Source organism: Caldalkalibacillus mannanilyticus JCM 10596 (assembly GCF_000615945.1).
GTDB classification, from domain to species: Bacteria; Bacillota; Bacilli; order Caldalkalibacillales; family JCM-10596; genus Bacillus_AT; species Bacillus_AT mannanilyticus.
Genome location: NZ_BAMO01000007.1, coordinates 1 through 20,600, shown reverse-complemented (window position 1 = coordinate 20,600; position 20,600 = coordinate 1). Strand labels below are relative to the sequence as shown.

Annotated in this window: 17 protein-coding genes, 2 pseudogenes and 1 riboswitch; of the genes and pseudogenes, 13 read left to right on the top strand and 6 right to left on the bottom strand. The window is 39.3% G+C overall.

What is annotated here, in order from left to right; all coding sequences use genetic code 11:
* The first annotated feature begins 19 nt into the window (after positions 1-19).
* Together JCM10596_RS05690 and JCM10596_RS05685 are read left to right on the top strand one after the other, a co-directional pair.
* Positions 20-2,347, top strand: coding sequence for an ABC transporter permease (locus JCM10596_RS05690; protein WP_234410419.1), 2,328 nt, complete (start codon positions 20-22; stop codon positions 2,345-2,347).
* Positions 2,348-2,359: 12 nt separating this feature from the next.
* A complete protein-coding gene (locus JCM10596_RS05685; RefSeq protein ID WP_025026288.1) occupies positions 2,360-3,124 on the top strand; it encodes an ABC transporter ATP-binding protein in 765 nt (254 codons plus the stop codon).
* Between the two features lie 57 nt (positions 3,125-3,181).
* Here the strand turns inward: JCM10596_RS05685 and JCM10596_RS27560 are convergent, their stop codons facing one another.
* The 3 genes and pseudogenes from JCM10596_RS27560 to JCM10596_RS24110 all read right to left on the bottom strand — a co-directional run bounded on the left by JCM10596_RS27560 (position 3,182) and on the right by JCM10596_RS24110 (position 6,261).
* Entirely contained in the window at positions 3,182-3,628 is a 447-nt protein-coding gene (locus tag JCM10596_RS27560) for a hypothetical protein (RefSeq protein WP_025026287.1), read from the bottom strand.
* Positions 3,629-4,086: 458 nt separating this feature from the next.
* Positions 4,087-4,914 (bottom strand): nuclease-related domain-containing protein, encoded by an 828-nt coding sequence (locus JCM10596_RS05675; protein WP_025026286.1) that lies wholly within the window; start codon positions 4,912-4,914, stop codon positions 4,087-4,089.
* A gap of 367 nt (positions 4,915-5,281) precedes the next feature.
* A pseudogene (locus JCM10596_RS24110) lies at positions 5,282-6,261 on the bottom strand (ABC transporter substrate-binding protein).
* A 207-nt stretch (positions 6,262-6,468) separates the two neighbouring features.
* Here JCM10596_RS24110 and JCM10596_RS30065 point away from each other — a divergent pair.
* Both JCM10596_RS30065 and JCM10596_RS30060 read left to right on the top strand, forming a co-directional pair.
* Complete coding sequence (locus tag JCM10596_RS30065) at positions 6,469-7,500, top strand: helix-turn-helix transcriptional regulator (RefSeq protein ID WP_234410418.1); 1,032 nt, start codon at positions 6,469-6,471, stop codon at positions 7,498-7,500.
* Between the two features lie 142 nt (positions 7,501-7,642).
* Positions 7,643-8,095, top strand: a complete 453-nt coding sequence (locus JCM10596_RS30060) for an ABC transporter substrate-binding protein (RefSeq protein ID WP_369345608.1) — start codon at positions 7,643-7,645, stop codon at positions 8,093-8,095.
* A 303-nt stretch (positions 8,096-8,398) separates the two neighbouring features.
* Here JCM10596_RS30060 and JCM10596_RS05655 read toward each other — a convergent pair whose 3' ends face one another.
* Both JCM10596_RS05655 and JCM10596_RS05650 read right to left on the bottom strand, forming a co-directional pair.
* The gene (locus tag JCM10596_RS05655; RefSeq protein WP_025026284.1) at positions 8,399-9,151 is read right to left on the bottom strand and encodes a hypothetical protein; all 753 of its coding nucleotides are present in this window, start codon (positions 9,149-9,151) and stop codon (positions 8,399-8,401) included.
* Positions 9,152-9,404: 253 nt separating this feature from the next.
* Entirely contained in the window at positions 9,405-9,677 is a 273-nt protein-coding gene (locus JCM10596_RS05650; RefSeq protein WP_025026283.1) for a hypothetical protein, read from the bottom strand.
* A 290-nt stretch (positions 9,678-9,967) separates the two neighbouring features.
* Here JCM10596_RS05650 and JCM10596_RS05645 point away from each other — a divergent pair, with 290 nt between their 5' ends.
* The gene (locus tag JCM10596_RS05645; protein WP_025026282.1) at positions 9,968-10,660 is read left to right on the top strand and encodes a CoA transferase subunit A; all 693 of its coding nucleotides are present in this window, start codon (positions 9,968-9,970) and stop codon (positions 10,658-10,660) included.
* A 13-nt stretch (positions 10,661-10,673) separates the two neighbouring features.
* Positions 10,674-11,330, top strand: coding sequence for a CoA transferase subunit B (locus JCM10596_RS05640; protein WP_025026281.1), 657 nt, complete (start codon positions 10,674-10,676; stop codon positions 11,328-11,330).
* Positions 11,331-11,460: 130 nt separating this feature from the next.
* On the opposite strand, the gene JCM10596_RS05635 is transcribed toward JCM10596_RS05640, so the two are convergent.
* Entirely contained in the window at positions 11,461-12,396 is a 936-nt protein-coding gene (locus tag JCM10596_RS05635; RefSeq protein WP_051541191.1) for a diacylglycerol/lipid kinase family protein, read from the bottom strand.
* Between the two features lie 231 nt (positions 12,397-12,627).
* Between JCM10596_RS05635 and JCM10596_RS05630 the strand changes: the two genes are divergently transcribed.
* The 7 genes and pseudogenes from JCM10596_RS05630 (at position 12,628) to JCM10596_RS24095 (ending at position 20,393) form a co-directional block, all read left to right on the top strand.
* Entirely contained in the window at positions 12,628-13,614 is a 987-nt protein-coding gene (locus JCM10596_RS05630; protein WP_034680628.1) for an AAA family ATPase, read from the top strand.
* Between the two features lie 12 nt (positions 13,615-13,626).
* Positions 13,627-14,004, top strand: coding sequence for a hypothetical protein (locus tag JCM10596_RS05625; RefSeq protein WP_025026278.1), 378 nt, complete (start codon positions 13,627-13,629; stop codon positions 14,002-14,004).
* Positions 14,005-14,066: 62 nt separating this feature from the next.
* On the top strand, positions 14,067-14,855 hold the full coding sequence (locus tag JCM10596_RS05620; RefSeq protein ID WP_148302517.1) for a DUF58 domain-containing protein: 789 nt from the start codon (positions 14,067-14,069) through the stop codon (positions 14,853-14,855).
* A complete protein-coding gene (locus JCM10596_RS05615; protein ID WP_025026276.1) occupies positions 14,836-15,513 on the top strand; it encodes a hypothetical protein in 678 nt (225 codons plus the stop codon). The genes JCM10596_RS05620 and JCM10596_RS05615 overlap by 20 nt, the downstream gene beginning before the upstream one ends.
* Before the next feature lie 89 nt (positions 15,514-15,602).
* Entirely contained in the window at positions 15,603-17,069 is a 1,467-nt protein-coding gene (locus JCM10596_RS24100) for a DUF4129 domain-containing transglutaminase family protein (RefSeq protein ID WP_025026275.1), read from the top strand.
* Between the two features lie 177 nt (positions 17,070-17,246).
* Positions 17,247-18,767 carry a glutamine-hydrolyzing GMP synthase gene (gene guaA / locus JCM10596_RS05605; protein WP_034680648.1) on the top strand — a complete coding sequence of 507 codons (1,521 nt, stop codon included), beginning with the start codon at positions 17,247-17,249 and terminating at the stop codon, positions 18,765-18,767.
* 84 nt (positions 18,768-18,851) lie between these two features.
* A riboswitch (purine riboswitch) is annotated at positions 18,852-18,952 on the top strand.
* A gap of 143 nt (positions 18,953-19,095) precedes the next feature.
* Positions 19,096-20,393 (top strand): annotated as a pseudogene (locus JCM10596_RS24095) (NCS2 family permease).
* Positions 20,394-20,600 lie beyond the last annotated feature (207 nt).

Below are 20,600 nucleotides of genomic sequence, written 5' to 3'. Positions count from 1 at the left end.
TAGGATGCTCAGTAAAATAATGAGAAAAGATCTTAATAGAAAGAAAACGATCACGCTAACTCTTATTATTTTCATTATGCTATCATCAATTTTAGTATCGACTGGGAGTAGTATGATTAGTAAACTTTACCATTCCATTGATCATTTGTTTACAAATTCAAAAACACCGCACTTCGTCCAGATGCATGCAGGTGATTTGGATCAAGCAGCACTAGAGAATTGGGCACAGTCACATGATCTTGTCAAAGACTATCAATTGGTGGAGATGGTCAATATCGATGGGGCAAATATTATCATTGGTAAAAATAGTGAGCCAGAGACAAATAGTGTCATGGACATTAGCTTTGTCAAGCAAAACGGGAGATTTGACTACTTATTAACGTTAGAAAATAATATTGCATACGTTTCCCCAGGTGCAGTAGGTGTTCCAATTTACTACTTGCAAAGAAACGATTTAAAACTAGGTGACACATTAGTCGTTTCAAATGGCTCATTGCAGATGTCTTTTACGATTACTCATTTTGTAAGAGATTCGTTAATGAATCCATCAGTCGTTCACTCGAAACGTTTTTTACTTCACGAGAATGATTATGAAACAATGAAAAATACTTTTGGAGAAATCGAGTACTTGATAGAATTTCTGTTAACAGATTTAAGTAAAAGGAATACATTTATACAGCAATATGAAGCGGCTAGTCTACCGAATAGTGGTCCTACCATCGATTATCAAGCATTCCAGCTATTAAACGCGCTATCTGACGGTATTGTCGCAGTTGTTATCATCTTAGTAAGCTTCTTACTCATCGTTATTGCAAGTCTTTGTTTACGCCTCACCATATTATCCACCCTAGAAGAAGATTACCAAGAGATTGGAGTCATGAAAGCAATTGGTTTACACGAGCATTTTATAAGAAATGCTTATTTAATTAAATACATATTTATTGCTGGACTGGCAAGTTTATTGGGCTATTTTATCTCTCTATTCACTAGTCAATTACTTACGAGTAATATTGTCCTTTATTCTGGTAGCCCAGAGGGGGATATTCTTTCCTATATTATCTCATTTTTCGGTGCAATGATTGTCTTTTTGATAATTGTCTTATTCTGTAGGTTTACGCTGCGAAGATTCCAGAAAGTATCGGCGGTAGAAGCGTTACGTACAGGTCATTTAGGTGATACAAAGCTAATTAAAAGATTCTCCCTAAAGAAAACAAGATTATTAGATGTAAATAGTTTTCTTGGAATAAATGATATTTTTAGTCGTTTAAAAATGTTCATTTTATTATGTGTCGTGTTTATCATTTGTAGCATCGTCATTATTGTACCAGTGAATTTCTATCATACGATTCAATCTCCTCATTTTATTTCTTATATGGGGATTGGTAAATCTGACATAAGAATAGATTTGCAAAAATCTGAGGATATTCTAGAACGATTTAACAAGGTTGTCAGCTATCTAGAAACAGATCCGGATGTGGATACATACTCACCACTTATTACTTCCCGTTTTCAAGTGCGTAATAGTGCTGGCGTTTTTGAAAATATTAGTGTAGAAACAGGAAACTTGTCGATTTTTCCGCTTGAATATTTAGAGGGAAGAGCACCGATGAATGAACAAGAGATTGTGCTTTCTTATATAAATGCAAATGATTTGGAGAAATCCGTTGGAGATTCGCTTCTGTTACAACTCAATAGCGATGGCAGTGAGAAAGAGGTTGTGGTGACGGGTATTTACCAAGATATCACTAATGGTGGAAGAACAGCAAAAGCAATATTCTCACCTAACTATGAATCAGTCCTATGGTATGTCGTTAGTTTAGATTTAAAAGACGATATAGCTATATCGAAGAAACTAACAGAATACACGAAGGAGTTCTATCCTTCAAAAGTCACCTATATACAAGAATATTTATCACAAACATTAGGGGATACGGTGCAACAAGTGAGAATTTTAACAATGGCGGCCATCGTCATTGGTCTAGCCATTTCTATTCTGATCACGACATTATTTGTCAAGATGGTAATCGCAAAGGATGCAGCGCAAATTGCTATTAAACGATGCATCGGCTTCTCCGTAAAGGATATTCAATTACAATATGTTGTTGGAATGTCGTTTCTAATGATTGTGGGAATTATGGTCGGCACATTCCTAGCGAATGTAGGAGGGGAGCGTATTGTAAGTGTGTTCCTGTCGTCGATGGGTATTTCTCGATTAGAGTTTACGATTCATCCGATTCGGGCGTATATAGTTTGTCCGTTCATACTTATTTCAAGTGTCGTTGTTACGACTATTCTTAGCACAGGATCAATAGAAAAGATTAAGCTATCTCATGTAAACAATGACTGACGGGGGGAGGTAATGATGAAGATACTAGAAGCAAAAGGATTGACGAAGATATATGGTGGCAAAAAGCAATCGGTCGCAATCTTAAAAGACATTAATCTTGCTATTTCACAAGGAGAATTTATTTCCATTATGGGTCCTTCCGGATCTGGAAAGTCAACCTTACTCTACAACATCAGTGGGATGGATAGAATGTCTAGTGGGAGTGTTTTACTAAATGGAAAAGAGCTGTCATCACTTACAGAAAAGGAATTAGCGCATTTAAGACTATATTATATGGGCTTTATTTTTCAACAAATACATCTGTTAAAAAATCTATCTATTTTTGATAACATCGTTCTTTCCGCATATTTAGCGAAAAAAGACAAAAAAGAAGCAATTGATAAACGAGCAAAGGAGTTGATGAAGAAAACCGGGATTATTCATTTGAAAAATAATGATATAATGGAGGTGTCAGGCGGACAGCTTCAACGTGTGGCTATTTGTCGAGCGCTTATTAATGAGCCAGAAATTCTTTTTGGTGATGAGCCTACTGGGGCATTAAATTCCACATCTGCAAGTGAAGTTTTAGATATATTAGCAGATTTCAACGATCAGGGAACAACGATTATGCTTGTCACGCACGATGTAAAAGTAGCTGCTAAAACAGAACGAGTGATCTATATGCTGGACGGTGACATTGTTGGCGAGAAGCATTTAGGGAAATATCAACGCCAAGAGCAAGAATTAAGGGCAAGAGAGAACAATCTTTCTCGTTGGTTGATGGGAATGGGCTTTTAGGGAGGAAGTATGTCAAAATTATGCCTTCGTTAACTAGTTTCAAACAGCTAAAAAGAATTAGAATTGCCCAGCGTGAATAAAAAGATCCATTCTATGACCGTCGTTACTAGTTACATAGACTTTCCAGGTACCCTCCATTCCTTCGCCGTCTTTCATGGTAAAATTTCTAGTTGAAGACGTTCCAGGTTCAATCGTCACATAACCGAAATCTTGATTATTGTCAGTGCGCTCTACTATGAATCTGACGCTTTTGGAGCTGTGGTTATTTTTTACACAAATGTTTAATTCTTTGCCGTTGCCAGGTGCAAGCGTAAAGTGCTTCTGAAAGGAGGGCCCCTGTAGGGTGACATTGTCAATCACTTTAACGTTATAAGGTGCAATTTCTGGCTCACTAGATGAAAGAATTTCTATAGCTTCTCCAAGTTCAGTACCAAGTGACGGTTCAAAAGTAGAAGGATTTTCAACAGTTGGGGTTCCCATAGGATTTAGCGGTATGTTCTTCATTCTTTATCTTTTTGATAGAAAAGTGAAAAGTGATACAACTGCTCATTAATCGTTTTATTCCGTGTTTTTTTAAATTTAACAGATAAATCAAAGAACGTAAAAAAATAGCTCTTAAAATGCTACTAGAGGGATTGTCGTCTAATAAATGCTCATTTTTTTGCTCATAGTATTTTTATATTTTATTAAACGATATTATATAAATATTAGAAAAAGTAGTTATAACGGCATTTTATTGAAAGTTATTCTTTATACTTTTTGCAAATGATAAATGGGCGGCATGATGTAGGGCTTTTAAGCCAAGCATCTGAGAAATAGTTAAAGCTATTTTTCACCCTTTCTGAGAACCAGTCACGTAAATGATTTACTTCTAAAGTATAGACTACTTCCTAATTTTAAGGAGGTAGTCTTTTTATGGTGTTAAAATTTGTTTAGGGCAATCATATTCCTTCTGATGATACTTATTTTTGATGTTCAAAACAATATATCTTCCCATCAAATCGGTTCTTGTTTGATAAACAAAAGGCTTTTATCTTTGCCGAAACAACCTTTCCGCATTTGTCACAATTAACAACTTCTGTAGATGCATTAGCATCAACTTTCTGATCTTTCAATTCATTTATCTTCTCAACATGTTGTTCTCTGGTACTTGGGTCGGTTATGTTAGCCTTACTTAGCACATTATACATATGTATGATTACTTCATCTGAAAAAAGCGCTGATAAATTCAACATCTTAATGATATTAATCTTTCTGGCAATAAAATCTGATAACTCCGTATCATAGACAATCAAATCATTAGATTGTATCTTTCTCAATTCCTCATTCACTTTAAATGTAGCCCTTCTGTTGAATGAAATCATTGATACAACGTTAGTATCTTCTACACCATCTAAAAAAGATTTTACAGCTAGTATATGCCCATAATTTTGATTAAAAGGGTTTAACATTGGGAACTTTCCATTAACAGACCATTTGGCTCTATTCCTGTCTCCGTAGATTGTACCAGCATAGTTTTTTGTCTCAATCACGAAGATTGCATAGGGAGTAAGTACAATATGGTCAACTTGTGAGTATCCAGATTTTGATTTTTTATTTGGAAGTAATACATCACTTAAATATCTGTAGTTCTTGGGTAGTTGGTCAAGTTGAATATCGATTTTGTACTCTCCTAGTTCACCAATTCTTGTCGGTGCAACTTTTGTCTTTTCTTTCTTTGTTACTGGTTTTGGACTAACTTTTTCTTTTATATCATTCTTCAAAAGCTTCGAAATTAGCTTACTAAACATTAAAGAAACCCTCCTAATTCCTTGAATCTGAGTTGGATCTGAGCCAATATTTTGGACGCAAAAAAGTTAAGTTTTAAGCAACTAGCTTATAGTAATCTTCAATAGCCTGTGGAGTCATAAAGCCAAGGCGATCATGTATTATTAGGGCATCCCTTTCGACTGAAGGATTGTGCATAGTTTGTCAATTCAGTGCTAGTGTACTGTGCCCCTAAATCGAAGATAAGATTGTAAGTATGGTTGAATTAAGAGAAGATTTTATATTTACAGTATATATTCATATAATGCTTTTAAAAAGATAAATAAATATCAAGTAGACCACCCTGAAAAAACAGGTGTGGCCTACTTGATATTTATTTAGATAACCCCTTCATTCAGCAAGCCATTGTAAAAGATCGTCAATCTTCATCATATTAGCTGTAATGGCCCCAGACTGCCAGTGAGTTCTTTCCGCCATATATACTTGTCCCTTCTTAACAGCTGGTAAAGACCTCCACATGGAGCTATCAAGCAATTTTATTGCTTCTTTATTTTCCTCTGATGACCACGTGCCATTAGAAGGAAAAATAATAATATGATCAACATCAAGCTCAGGAATCTTCTCTTCTGAAAGGGCAGCACTAAAATCATCCATATCTTTGACAAGCTGATGCGGTGTTAGCCTAATTCTTCATAAATTTGGCTGATATATCTGTTCTTTATGCCAAACAGACGAAGAGCTTTATTTCCTATATCTATTCGGACAACGGCGACCGTTTCACCACCGACCTCTTTTTCTAAAATGCTTTTTGCTTCAGCGATTTTTTGTTCATATTGGTTCAACACACTGACAGATTTTTCAGGAATCCCTAACACTTCTGCTATTGTTTCTAGAATTTCTGATGGGCTATCGAGAATTGCTTCAGGCAACCTGTAAGTCGGAGCCACTTTGGAATACATCTCATATTTGGCAGAATCCACTCCTCCATCAACAAAAATCAAATCTGGACTAGCTTCCAGCAAAACTTCTATATTTCCAGTTATATCGAATTTAGGGGCGTTCAAATTTAAATAATCTTGTGTTCCCCATTCTGGATGGTACCACTGTACAACGGGTGTTACTCCTAAAGCCAATAAATAATCCTCAAGATAAATCCCTGCTACTCGCTTTGGATTCGCTGGTATTTCTACTTCTCCAAACTCATCCTTAACAACTCGCGTTTCAGCTGATTCTTTATTAGAAGACTGCTCTATATCTTGCTGTGACGTCTGTGACGTCGAACCCTCCTTGCTTCCACACCCTACAAGTCCGATAGCCAATACAAACAATACGGCAATGATGACAAAAAACTTTTGATGCGATTTTGCCATATTCACTCACTCCTATACTAAAAATTAACGAAAGGAAATTATGATAATCATTCTCATTTCATTTATAAACATTGTATATATCTATATATGGACTAGCAATTCACATTCTCTACAATTTTCTTATACAAACTTGAGAAGAGCATTGAACAACTCTCTTATTATCTCTATACTAAAAATGATAATCATTATCGATTTGCAGTGTTAGAAATGAAGGGAGAAGCAATAATAGAGATGGTTCAGCCTACTTGGTTTTATATACTAAAAGAGATTCGATATAGAGTCCAACCTCTAGATTGGAAAAATGAAGGAAATATAAGAGATGGTTATACAATGTGGGTGATCACTTCTGGAAGCGGACGGATCATGATGGGTGATTCTAGTATTAATCTAGCTCGTGGAAAATGTGTGATGACTACACCCAATATGGAAATAAGCATGCAGTCGCAGTCCAATCAAGATAATGTAAGCTTTTATCAACTGGATTTCGATGTTTGTAAAGTTAATGGAACAGATCTTGTGAAAGAGATGTCTAAGCAAAGCACTCCGCTTCCTTGTCAAGGAGAAGTGCTATGCCATCCTTTCTCCCAATGTCTTGATTTTCTCGAGGCTATTTATCAACAGCGAAATTCAAGTGACGAAATGGAATTGTTCAATATTCATGTGCGTTTTCAGGAATTGATCCAGTTCATTTTTCAGCAAAATTGTTCGGAGAATAGTAGAGCGAGTAGTATACAGCAGGAAATAAAAAATTCGATTGATTATTTAAAACAACAATATGACAAACCGTGGACAGTAGACCAGCTGGCAGAACTAGCAAGAGTGTCCCGCTGGCAATATACGCGCATGTTTAAAAAAGTAACGGGTCAGGTTCCTCTCCATTATTTAAATGGGATTCGGATCGAGCGAGCTAAGCAATTGCTAGTAAAGACAGATGATCGTTTAATGGATATTGCTCAGAATATCGGGTTTAATAACGAATATTATTTTAATCGCCGATTTAAGCAATCGGTAGGAATATCCCCTGGCCATTATCGCAAAAATCATCGAGAAAGCAATCGTGTCTTTGCTCCATTCCTTGAGGATTTTTTAGTGGCTTTAGGAATTACTCCTGTAGTGCAATGCTTTCATAATGGATGGGGGAAGCAGGATTATCTTGCTTGCACCATATTCCTTTATTTGATGTTGAAACAGAAGATGTGGATGGATTGCTGCCCTATAAGCCTAATCATATTATCTTAGATGGTGGATTTGATAAGTGGATACCGAATGAACGGCTAAGTGAAGTAGCAAAGACTTACAATTTACCCCATCCCGGCGAAGAGTGGCGTAAGATGTTGCATACAGTGCAGAATTACTTGGAAGGAAGAACAATGTACAAGAAATCATTGAGCAATATGAAAATAAAGCAAGAGAGGCTAAGGAAGTATTATGGCACTCCGTTTGTGGTCAAACAGTCGCATTTCTGCGTATTTCAGCCTGTGGCATTAGCTTGTATGGCGGATGTAAACATGGTTATACAGGTCCGATATTGTACAAAGATCTCGGCTTGACACCGCATTCTATTGTACTGAAGCTAGCAGGAAAATCTAGAAAAGTGGCATTAACACAAGAATGGCTGGAACAGCTTGATGCTGATCACTTGTTTATCACGTTTGACAAACGTCATTCTAATACAGATGGAGAAGAAAGAAGGATATTAGACTCTCCTTTATGGAAAAGGCTCCCTGCCGTAAAGAATAAGTGTGTATACGAAGTAGACTTTTTGACCTGGATGAATTACGGTGTGATCTCTCATGGAAAAAAAATCGACGATGTACTAAAGGTGTTGGTATAGCGTTTCCTTTTTTTGGCACCTATCGTTTAATGAGAAAATCCTCCATCCGTTTACAGAACTGATGGAGGATCTTTTCCATTTCTCCTCGGATCTAATAACTGAGGAGATTTTCTAATGGAGGGACCAACAAAGGCATAGCGATCAGAAAAGCTTTCCGCCATAGGCTGAAACTCCTTCGTCGTATAGACAATGGTATCCGTTTCATTATCATTCTGAACAATAGCAACAAAACTATCAACAAACCGCAACATTTTATGTTAAAAATAGTGGCAGAGAGGGGTCGTTTCATTATGGATGAATTGCCTAATGAGTAGAAACTGCTGAAGCGCGATCTCCCCAACCCAATCGATGTAAGTCTCTTTCCGACCTAAAAAGATTCAGTGTTTGTCCCTCCCAGTTAATGTGCTCATACAATGTAGCCATACTAGTCCCACTTAACGTGACAGAGGAAATTTCATCGTTCCAGTTGCCGAAAATACCCATACTCACTTTTTTTAGATTCTTGTATCCACGACCTGGGCGTAGGTATAGACTAGCGCCTTTCGCGTTGATGTGTTCCCAAAACAGAGTGTGGGGATGATGGGGACCCGTTCCCCCTAATGGGATGTGTAATACAGCGCCACTGCCATCCGGTGTACCTGTTCCAAAACCACCAGCGCGCGGTGTACCTGTATCAAAATGTGTATAGCTCCGGTATCCATATTGCTCGTGGTAGGCTAACTCGAGCCAACTTTTCAACAAGGTTCGATTATCAACGACTAACAAATGATCACCGGCTGGCGCTAAAACAAAATGCAGTTCCTGACCGTTGAAGCGTATGATGTCTTTCGGATCGTGCATGATCCCGTTTAAGACGAAGGGGATCTGTGGCACTCTTTGTACAATGCTTGAGTCTAATTCCTGTGGAGATTCTCTTCGAAATTGCAATGAAGAATAATCAAATCCATGTTGCCTTAGTTCCATAGCTAAATCCTCAATCGTTGCATTTCCCATTGTTATGGCAGAGAGAAGCGACAATGCTCTAATGGGTTGAGGTTCTAGTGAATCTGAATTCACGACTATTCCTCCTCTAGTTCTCGTTATTCTTTATTTTTGTTCAATGCCTACAATATTCATTAGAGTTGGGAAATGTTCTATGGAAATTTAATAACAGTGAGGAGAGAGCCAAGGGATATTGGAGCAAATTCCCCCCCTCGGATGAGGGGGGTGTATATGTTTATACCCTTCAGGACAGGAAGTTTGCACACTGAGATATGATGTGCTTCATGGGGGAAAATCGATTCAATCTACTACAAGCGGCGGTGATCGGCTAAGTTAGTAGAGGGATATACGAAATAACAGGAATAAGTAGAAAAGCTCCCGCTACAATTAATTGTTCCACAGTTAGCTTTTGTACCTTCTTTAGATAAATCATTGTGGACGCGAAGTAGATGGGATAAATGATTCCCAAGATTATTATTATGCCCCATAGAACATGAACAGCTCTATATGTAAAATACTCAATGATTGGAAGTGAGAGCCATTGAAAAACAAGAAAAAGAATGATAGATAACCAAAAACCAAGTGGTAAAAATCGTAGCAAGATATCCTCTCCTTAAAATAAACAATACTCAGTCCAAAATAATTCAATAATCAACTCTGAAGAACACTTCAATTCTCCAGCGTTTAACGTAGGTTACTACTACTTTATCTTCCTATAAACGCAGGGCACCTACAACTGCAATTTGAACATAAAGTTGTTTTTCACTTGAAGTGCATAGGTCACAAAAGTTGAAAGGGCTTACAAAATAAATAGCAAGAAGCATCAGTTTAATGTAAAATAAATACAGGAAGACATCAATTCAGTCTATTAGATGGGTAAGGGGGAATATCATGAATAAGGTAATGCATTCATTTGAAGAAGCCGTTGCATCCATACAAGATGGAGCTACTCTAATGGTTGGGGGCTTTGGGCTTTGTGGTATACCAGAGAATCTAATCCAAGCACTATACCAAAAAGGAGTCAAGGATCTTACCGTGATTTCTAACAATTGTGGTGTCGATGATTTCGGATTAGGGATACTCCTTAAGAATCGTCAAATCAAAAAAATAATCGCCTCTTATGTAGGAGAAAACAAAGAGTTTGAAAGACAGGTTTTGGCTGGGGAAGTTGAGGTTGTCTTAACTCCGCAAGGAACCCTTGCTGAAAAAATCAGAGCAGGTGGAGCGGGAATTCCCGCTTTCTACACTCCAGCAGGCGTAGGAACACCGATTGCTGAAGGGAAGGAAACAAGAGTATTCAACGGCAAAGAGTACTTATTGGAAGAGGCTTTGATTGCTGACTATAGCTTGGTCAAAGCATGGAAAGCGGATGAGATTGGCAACCTGTTCTATGATAAAACAGCGCGTAACTTTAACCCGATGATGGCAGCAGCAGGGAAAATCACCATTGCTGAAGTAGAGGAAATCGTTCCTGTGGGCAGTATCAATCCTGATCATGTGCATACTCCAAGTGTGTATGTTCAAGGAGTAATTAAGGGAACCTTCGAAAAACGGATTGAAAGATTAAAAACACGTACGGTGTAAGGGGGGACGATCGATGAGTTTAACAAGGGAGCAGATCGCACAAAGGGCAGAGCAAGAAATTGAGAACGGATACTATGTGAATCTAGGGATTGGCATGCCCACACTAGTAGCTAACTATATATCTGATAATAAGCAGGTAATCCTTCAATCGGAAAATGGACTTCTTGGAATCGGACCTTACCCACTCGAAACCGAAGTAGATCCAGATTTAATCAATGCAGGGAAAGAAACGGTAACAGCTGTTTCAGGGGCTTCCTACTTCGATAGTTCAGAATCCTTTGCTATGATTCGTGGAGGACATATTGATGTTGCCATCCTAGGTGCCATGGAAGTGTCCGAAAAAGGAGATTTAGCGAACTGGATGATCCCAGGGAAAATGATCAAAGGAATGGGGGGAGCCATGGATTTGGTTCATGGAGCCAAAAGAATTGTTGTGATTATGGATCACGTCAATAAAAATGGAGAGCCCAAGATTCTTAATTCTTGTCAGCTTCCTCTCACGGGAAAAGGGGTCGTCCATCGTATTATTACAGATCGTGCCGTCATCGACGTGACAGAAAAAGGGCTTGTCCTAGTGGAAATAGCAGAGGGATATACCTCCGAAGACATTCAGGCTTCGACCGAGCCAAGCCTCATAATCTCAGATCAACTCAAAACGATGAGAGTCTAGTTTTTTGTACAGGTGCTAGGTGTATAGGTAGTAGAATGGAAAATAGAAGAAGGGTGCCCTAAAAGACGTATTGCTTTTAGACACCCTTTTTTGTCTGAATCATGGTTTAGATCAAGGTCTAGATCATGATCTAGCAAATTTTCCTGCTCTGCTTTTCAACTGTAACAGTAATGGGAGTGGTTCCAATTAATTCACCATCAGCATGGACCGTGCAAGAAGTAGAACTCGTCACCTCTATGTGACGTCCTTCGTGGAGAATAACCCCTTTAAACCGAGTATGCTTTCCCAGAAATACAGTGGCGAATAGGGCGAGGAGCTTCCATTTGCTCACATCATGAAGCACACATAAATGAAGCTTTCCATCATTCACCTTTGCTTGAGGAGTAATGTTCATCCCTCCGCCTAAAAAAGGACTGTTACAGATGGCGATAAGCCAAACATTCGAATAGACAAATGACTGCCCATCCACTTCGACACTTATTTCCTGTGTCTTGTATGAAAACAGAAGTTTAATCGCCATGATAAAATAGGCGAGTCTCCCTAACTGTATTTTATTTAACCAATCTTTATAGCGGGACTCGTTCGTTGCTTTGGCGACATCTGCATCAAAACCAATTCCCAGTCCATTAATAAAGCTTTTCATCGACTCTTTTTTGCGGTTGGAAAACTGATAGCGCCCAATATCTATTTTACGTCCTCCCTTTCCTTTACGTTTAAGGAGAAATTGTAGAGCCTTCAGGGGAGATAAGGGAATAGAGAACCCTCTGGCGAAATCATTGCCGGAGCCAGCTGGAATATAGCCAACAGGTAGAGCTGTGTAATTGGTTAACCCATTAAAAACCTCGTGAATCGTCCCATCGCCACCAACAGCGACAATCGCCTCTAGCTTTTCTTGATGCAATTCAGCGACCTGCTGAGCAATTTCGGAAGCGTGACCGGGATATTTCGTGAAAAAAGAACGGTACTCTACTTTCTTTTTTTCAAGCTCCTGTTTTATTTTATCCCATACCTTTAGCGCTTTTCCGCTGCCTGATATAGGATTAATAATAAAAATATACATTTTCATAAACGGCTCTCCTAGCTATGCTGTTTTAGCTATAAGTTTTAGCTATAATATGAGTATAGTAGAATGTAATTCGGTAGAGTCCGCTTTATTTCCTGCCTAGAGAGTGATGAATGGCAAGAGAAATAATTGGAAAAAGGTAGAACTAAACATTGAAAAAATAGGAAAAGCTATGGTTATAATAGAAGGATAAGAAAAAAATGAAAACTATGAACCTATACTGGAGGAAGACTGATGAGAGAAAGTAAAGAGATTCAGGCATCTTTTGATACGTATCATCCAAAAATGAATGAAGTGATACAAAGTGTTAATAAAGTTATGATCGGAAAAAATGATATGATAGAGCTCGTTTTAGTGGCGATCATGTCAGGAGGGCATGTTTTACTAGAGGATGTCCCTGGGGTAGGAAAAACCATGCTGGTTCGCTCCCTTGCCCGCTCTCTAGGTTGTGAGTTTAAGAGAATTCAATTTACGCCAGATTTATTGCCTTCAGATGTGACGGGGGTATCTATTTATAATCAAAAAGAGCTAAACTTTGAATTTAGGGAAGGACCTATCTTCGGCAATATTATTCTAGCTGATGAGATCAATCGTACTTCTCCCAAGACACAGTCCGCTTTGTTAGAAGCCATGGAAGAAGGAAATATCACGGTGGATGGTGAAACCAGACGTCTGCCTCTACCGTTTAACGTCATTGCGACTCAGAATCCAATTGAATACGAAGGAACCTTCCCGCTTCCTGAAGCACAGCTTGATCGTTTTTTACTAAAGCTGCGCATGGGCTATCCAACTCTGGAAGAAGAGGTCGAAGTGTTGAGTCGTGCTGAGAAATCCCATCCAATTGAGAACGTGCATCCTGTTATTTCTTTATCGGAGCTACAAGAGCTACAAAAAGAAGTGCGGATGGTTCATGTTGATCATAGCTTAAAAGAATACATGGTGCAATTGACTCAAGCGACAAGAGAGCATCCTAATGTTTATTTGGGAGCGAGTCCTCGTGGATCGCTAGCTTTATTAAGAGCTTCTCAGGCATTGGCTTTTATTCGAGGACGAGAGTTTGTCATTCCAGATGATGTGAAACAATTAGCCCCTTACACACTGGAACACCGCATGATTCTAAAATCTGAATCCAGGTTAAGTGGGGCAACGGTTCAAACCATCTTAGAAGATGTGATGAGTAGAATTAAAGTTCCTATTATAAAAGAGCCTGTAAGGCAATAGGGAAGTGAAGAGATGCTAAACCGATCTTTGCGCGGACTTTTTCTTCTCTGTTTACTAGGGATTATTTTGTTTGTCTTTACCCAATTTCAAGGGGGCTTTGTCAGTTGGTTTTTGTTTTATAGTTTTATCCCCATTGCCCTGTACTCTTTCATTGTGTATTTCCTCGCTTTTCGAGGGATAGAGGTGGAAAGGCAGATTCCCAAGAAGAAAATGACAGCAGGGGAAACATTACAAGTAGAAGTGACCATGAGAAGATCGTTTCCCTTGCCGCTTGTTTATATGCTGATCACAGATCATTTGGATCCCAAATTAGAAGGAAGGCTATTATCCCAAGGGAACCTGATCCATCCTTACAGGGGCGTACCTTTCATACGAAATACGAGATCTTAGAACTGCCAAGAGGTTTGTATCGTTGGAATGAAATAACATTGCAAACAGGGGACCCTTTTGGTTTGATTAAGAAAGAGATGAGCTTTTCACAAGCTGACGAAGTCGTGGTCTATCCAAAGTATCAGGAGATTCGTCAATGGAGAAGTATGAATGAAAAAAATATGGGGATGAATCAGACCGTACATCGCAAAGCAGAGGATGTATCGTTAGTCATGGGAGTCAGGGATTATGCCCCAGGCGATAAATTATCCAGAATCCACTGGAAGGCAAGTGCTAAGATCCAGCAATTGCGTACAAAAGAATTTGAACATCAGGTAACCAACGATTTTATGTTCTTTCTAGATAGAGAACAAGCATCGTATGGAGCCGAGGAGCATCCGTTATTTGAAAGAGCCGTGAGTCTAACGGCTTCTCTAGCGAAATATGCCTTGAAGAATCACTTTTCAACGGGGCTTGTTTCTTATGGAAGCTTCCCATCTACCTTACCGATGACCAAGGATCAGGAGCAGCTATATCGCATTTTTGAACATTTGGCTCGAATTAAGGCAGATGCGACTCTTTCTTTTGCTAAAACCATTCTAAAAGAAGTCGTGTACCTTCCTACAGGAACCACGGTGGTGATCATTTCTCCTCGCCTTGATAAAAAACTAGCTCTTCTTTTAGGTGATTTAAGCTATCGGAAGATCAAGGTGGAGTTCTTTTGGATTCGTGAAAAACAACCACTAACCAACGAAGAACGCAGTCATTTGCAGTTGATGGAAGGTGTTCAAGTCACTTATTATCTTGTGACGGAAGAAAAATTTAGTGAAGTATTATCGGGAGGTGAACGCCATGTTTCGGCATCTCAATAACCCTTCCCATGGAACAACTCCTCTCCAAACCTTTATTTTATTAGCTGGAGCTACTTTTCTCTTTTGGGAATGGCTGAAACCCTTACCCGTGATTTCAACAACGGAAAGTATTACGCCATTTCTGCTCTTTTTTCTTTTTGCTGTGATGGTGAAGGTATTGCGTCTGCCGACGGTTTTAGAAAATCTGTTAGTCGGGTTCTCGATGATCTATTTTTTCCACTATCTCTATCTGGGCGGTCCGTTTTTTTCCTGGAGCTGGGTGGAATACCTAAGCAATGATCTTCTCTATTCTCTCCAGCTACTATGGGAAAGAGACTTTGTCGGGCATTCCTATTATGTCAAAACGATCGTGTTCTACCTGCTGATCTGGGGAATGGCGACGTATCTGTATAGAGCGGTCGTGGTGTATCGGAGATTGTTTGCCTTTTTTCTCTGCACCCTTGTTTATCTTGCCATATTAGATACATTTAGCCCAATGAGGCAGGATGATTCTATTATCCGCACATTTATTGTGGGCTTGGTTCTTTTAGCTTTTCTAGAAATCGTGAAGATCATTCAATCCAATCGAAAGAGCATTGTGTACAGACAATCCTTCCCTTATAAAGGGTTTGTTTTTACCCTTGTGATGATTCTTGTCGTATCATCTCTAGGTATGTAGCCCCTAAAGCTGCTCCAAATTGGCCAGACCCTGCTTCCTTTATCCAGAGCTATGCTGAACATGCAGCTGCTCGAAGTAATGGATCGGGATTGGTTCAACGAGTAGGATATAGCGATCAGGATGAATTTTTAGGTGGACCTTTTGTTCAGGATAGCAAGATCGTCTTTAAGGCTACCACACCAAAAAAACATTATTGGCGAGGAGAATCGAAGGATTACTATACGGGGCATGGCTGGATCAATACTTCAAAGTATCCAGAGCGGTATGCCCCCCAACACTTCAATGATTTTTTGTTACACGATGAATTTAAGCTTTATGAAGAAGAAGTCAAGATTGAAGAAATAGAAATTGATGTCCAAATGAAAAGCAGGAGATACTCCACTCTTTTTTATCCAGGGGAGCCTACAAGAGTGCATCTGGACCCGTTGGGAGAAGAAGTACAAGTCGATCGCAGAGAAGGACATATCACTTTTTGGGAAAATCAAGAACAGCCAAATCATTATAGTGAGTACCAGATGAAGAGTACCTATCCTAAGTTTCAAATCAAGGCTCTGAGAGAAGCGTCAATGAATGAAGTTCCTTCAGAAATTATGAATCGTTATACACAGTTGCCGAACACACTGCCCGCTCGAGTAGGAGAGTTAGCAGAGGAATTAACGAAAAACGACGAGAACCCATATGACAAAGTAAAAAAGATTGAGGGATTCTTCAGACGATTTGGGTATGAATATGAAACAAAGGATGTGCCGATTCCTAAAGAGGGTCAAGACTATGTTGATCAATTCGTCTTTGAAACCAAGCGAGGCTATTGCAACAATTTTTCTACCTCTATGGTCGTGATGTTAAGGACGGTGGGTATACCTGCAAGGTGGGTTAAAGGGTTTACCTTTGGTGAGATTACCGCTCAAGAGCGGGGAGTGTATACAACACAGGTTCGTAATCTAAATGCTCATTCTTGGGTAGAGGTCTACTTTCCAGGGAGTGGCTGGGTTCCATTTGAGCCAACCAAAGCTTATGACAATCCCTACCCTTTTGAGATCGATCGAACGACGCCAGATACGAGCTCGCTACCTGATATGACAGATCTCGAACAAAGGCTTAAACAAGATTTTCCAGACATCCCTGAAAGAGATCAGGAGGATCGTGACGTAGCTGGTGCCGGGAGCAAATCAAAGCCGTGGTATCAAAGCAAATATTTCACCATCTCTCTTTCTGTCTTCTTTGCCTTGGGAGTATTGGGTGTCTTATTCTATTGGAAAAAAATAATGATTTCGTGGATCATTGCTCGTTACCGCCGGAATCAAGATCCTCAGCTTTTCTTAAAAGCCTATGAAGTCATGCTTCAGCTTGTAGGAAAATGGGTCGTGCGCAGAGATCCATCACAGACCATGCGTGAATATGTCGTTGCCTTAGAAAGTAGAGTTTCGCAGGAGGAGTTAAGACCTCTAACCAAAATATTTGAAGAAATGCGCTATGGGAACAAGAAAACAGAAGAAGGTCAGCTGCACAAAGCCTATCAGCTATGGGAAAGAGTGTTGAAAAAAATGCGTTCTTGACCTTTTAACTACAGCTTGGTAGAATGACTCCATATACGCATCCTGATCATTTTTAGAAGGACTAGGATTCTGCCTTTACATGGAAGTGTAAGAGGCTGTCCTAGTTTTTTGCTTGAAATCACTGACTGGAAACCATGTACATAAGAGGAGGATATTGAAGTGGAAAGACCGAATGAAATGATTATCGTGTTGGATTTTGGCGGTCAATATAATCAATTGATTGCTCGCCGAATTAGAGATCTTGGTGTTTATAGTGAACTGCTTCCCCATAATATCTCAGTAGAGGAGATCAAAAAGCTAAATCCTAAAGGAATTATTTTTTCTGGGGGTCCTAATAGTGTTTATGAAGAAGGCTCCCCGCGCTGTGATGAGCGCATTTTTGATCTAGGAATTCCTGTTTTAGGAATTTGTTATGGGATGCAATTGATGGTTCATCACTTTCAAGGGAAGGTAGAGAAAGCTGTTCTTCGCGAATATGGGAAAGCAACGGTTCAATTGAGTGGCACTTCGAAGCTTTATGAAGGGTTGGATCAAGAGCAGGTTGTCTGGATGAGTCACGGGGATCTAGTTGTTGAGACTCCTCCAGGATTTGTGGTCGATGTGACCAATCCATCCTGTCCGATTGCAGGGATGAGCGATCAAGAAAGAAATCTATATGCTGTTCAATTCCATCCAGAAGTAAGACATTCTCAATACGGAAACGAAATGCTGCATAATTTTATATATAAAATTTGTCAATGTGAAGGCAATTGGAATATGGATGCCTTTATTGATACGGCTGTACAAAAGATTCGCAGCACAGTAGGGGAAAAACAGGTTTTATGTGCATTAAGCGGCGGTGTAGATTCATCAGTAGTGGCAGCTTTAGTTCATAAAGCGATAGGGGATCAATTGACGTGTATGTTTGTTGACCATGGCTTACTTCGTAAAGGAGAAGCGGAGAGTGTCATGGATACATTTGGTCGTGATTTCAACATGAATGTGATCAAGATTGATGCGAGAGAACGGTTTTTAACAAAGCTAGCGGGAGTAAAAGATCCTGAACAAAAAAGAAAAATTATCGGGAATGAATTTATCTATGTTTTTGAAGAGGAAGCAGGTAAGCTAGATGGGATGGACTTCCTAGCTCAAGGTACACTCTATACCGATATTATTGAGAGTGGTACAGCTACGGCTCAAACAATTAAATCTCATCATAATGTAGGCGGCTTGCCGGAAGATATGAAGATGGCTCTTATAGAACCTCTAGATACATTGTTCAAGGATGAAGTACGTAAGCTTGGTGAGGAATTAGGTTTACCAGCCGAAATTGTTTGGCGTCAGCCTTTCCCAGGTCCTGGATTAGGGATCAGAGTTATAGGGGAAATAACAGAGGACAAGCTAGAGATTGTTCGTGAATCGGATTACATCCTGCGTGAAGAAATTAAGAAGGCAGGCTTAGATAGAGAGATCTGGCAATATTTCACAGCGCTACCGGACATGAGGTCTGTAGGGGTTATGGGAGATGCAAGAACCTATGATTACACAATAGGTATTCGTGCGGTTACCTCTATAGATGGGATGACAGCTGATTGGGCACGTATCCCGTATGATATATTAGAGAAGATTTCGACTCGTATTTGTAACGAGGTGAAGGGTGTTAACCGTGTAGTGTATGACATTACCTCGAAGCCGCCATCAACAATCGAGTGGGAATAAACGAATTTTATTTTACAAATAATCAATAATGTTCGTGTTTTTATTGACATAGTTCGACACAGAGAGTAAACTTTAGAATGGTTATATAATTTAAAGTAAGCTGAACGTATAGCTCTGAGAATTGGCTCAGAAGTTTCTACCAGGCAACCGTAAATTGCTTGACTACGTGCAGATGAGGTATCTTTGTGGAGTACTCGCTAATGATTCATGGTTTTACTAACGATGTCCTCACTCCTTTTGCATGTAGTTAAGCACTTTGAGAAAACCTAGGTAGAAGCTACCTAGGTTTTTTAGGTGTTATGGCAAAGCTATGGGAGGATATTAAGAAATGGATCGTTTTTTTGGTTTTAGAGAGCATGGCACCAATATGAAGCAAGAATCAGTAGCAGGTTTAACCACTTTCTTAGCGATGGCTTATATTTTATTCGTAAATCCCTATTTTTTAAGTGCCGCTGGAATGGATGCAGACGCGGTCTTTGTTGCAACAGGACTATCCGCAGCTATTGGTTCCTTAGTGATGGGATTATGGGCTAAATACCCCATTGCTTTGGCTCCAGGTATGGGTTTAAATGCATTTTTTGCTTTTACTGTTGTATTGGGAATGGGGATTCCTTGGCAAACAGCATTAGCTGGAGTTCTAGTTTCAGGTATCATTATGTTTGTCATTACAATCTCTAAGATACGTGAAACGATCATTAATGCTATTCCCACACAGTTAAAACTGGCTGCTGGAGCAGGTATTGGTTTGTTTATCGCTTTTATCGGGTTACAAAATGCTCAAATTATCATTGCTGATGAAGCAACCATCGTTGGTTTAGGAGAACTGGGAAGACCAACAACTTTGCTCGCGATTTTTGGGACGATTGTGACTGCGATGTTTATGATACGTGGATATAAGGGTGGAATATTTTATGGAATGGTGTTAACGGCAATTGCTGGAGTAGTTACAGGTTTGATTGGAACACCCGAGCAAATTGTCAAAGCCATCCCAAGTTTGGCTCCTACTTTTGGTCAAGCCCTTATTCATTTTAATGAGATTTTTACCGTTGAAATTTGGATTGTTATTTTCACCTTCTTATTCGTTGATTTTTTTGACACAGCAGGAACTTTAATGGCCGTAGCAAATCAAGGAGGCTTCCTCAAGGATGGGAAATTACCAAGAGCGGGGAAGGCTTTAGCCAGTGATTCTGTGGCTACGATGGCTGGAGCGGTACTAGGGACTTCTACAACTACTTCATATATTGAGTCAGCGGCTGGAGTGGGAGCAGGTGGACGTACTGGATTTACTTCAGTAGTTGTTGCTGGATTGTTTGTTTTAGCTCTATTTTTCTCTCCACTGCTAGGAGTCGTCACACCAGAAGTAACCGCACCAGCTTGATCATCGTTGGGGTGCTTATGGCATCTTCACTTAAAGCGATTGAGTGGGATAATCTTGAATATGCGATCCCTGCCTTTGTCACAGTCTTGGCGATGCCGCTTACTTATAGTATTGCGACGGGAATTGCATTAGGGTTTATTTTGTACCCATTGATGAAAATCTTTAAGGGTGAATTCAAACAAGTTCATCCTATAATGTACGTTTTGTTTTTCATTTTTATTGCCTATTTTGTTTGGCTTGTGGAGTAGGGAATTGCCGTAATGATATAAGTGGTCTACTTACATTTATATAATGAACATTTTGAAATGAACCTTTGTAAAGAACTTCAGTGAAGAACTTTACGGAGGTCATTTCTTTTTTAATGAATAAATCAGCCCACTCAGGCAAAATAAAGCCGATTTAAAAAATATTTTCATTTTCCAAAATTAAGTTATTGCTTTTATGAATAAGTGTAT

Bases quoted from the DNA above. Each gene is read 5' to 3' on its own strand.
- JCM10596_RS05640 (WP_025026281.1), top strand. From the start codon at position 10,674: ATGAGTTTAACAAGGGAGCAGATCGCACAAAGGGCAGAGCAAGAAATT.
- JCM10596_RS05630 (WP_034680628.1), top strand. From the start codon at position 12,628: ATGAGAGAAAGTAAAGAGATTCAGGCATCTTTTGATACGTATCATCCA.
- JCM10596_RS27560 (WP_025026287.1), bottom strand. From the start codon at position 3,628: ATGAAGAACATACCGCTAAATCCTATGGGAACCCCAACTGTTGAAAAT.
- JCM10596_RS05615 (WP_025026276.1), top strand. From the start codon at position 14,836: ATGTTTCGGCATCTCAATAACCCTTCCCATGGAACAACTCCTCTCCAA.
- JCM10596_RS05645 (WP_025026282.1), top strand. From the start codon at position 9,968: ATGAATAAGGTAATGCATTCATTTGAAGAAGCCGTTGCATCCATACAA.
- JCM10596_RS05685 (WP_025026288.1), top strand. From the start codon at position 2,360: ATGATGAAGATACTAGAAGCAAAAGGATTGACGAAGATATATGGTGGC.
- guaA (WP_034680648.1), top strand. From the start codon at position 17,247: ATGATTATCGTGTTGGATTTTGGCGGTCAATATAATCAATTGATTGCT.
- JCM10596_RS30065 (WP_234410418.1), top strand. From the start codon at position 6,469: ATGAAGGGAGAAGCAATAATAGAGATGGTTCAGCCTACTTGGTTTTAT.
- JCM10596_RS05635 (WP_051541191.1), bottom strand. From the start codon at position 12,396: ATGAAAATGTATATTTTTATTATTAATCCTATATCAGGCAGCGGAAAA.
- JCM10596_RS05625 (WP_025026278.1), top strand. From the start codon at position 13,627: ATGCTAAACCGATCTTTGCGCGGACTTTTTCTTCTCTGTTTACTAGGG.
- JCM10596_RS05675 (WP_025026286.1), bottom strand. From the start codon at position 4,914: ATGTTTAGTAAGCTAATTTCGAAGCTTTTGAAGAATGATATAAAAGAA.
- JCM10596_RS05690 (WP_234410419.1), top strand. From the start codon at position 20: ATGAGAAAAGATCTTAATAGAAAGAAAACGATCACGCTAACTCTTATT.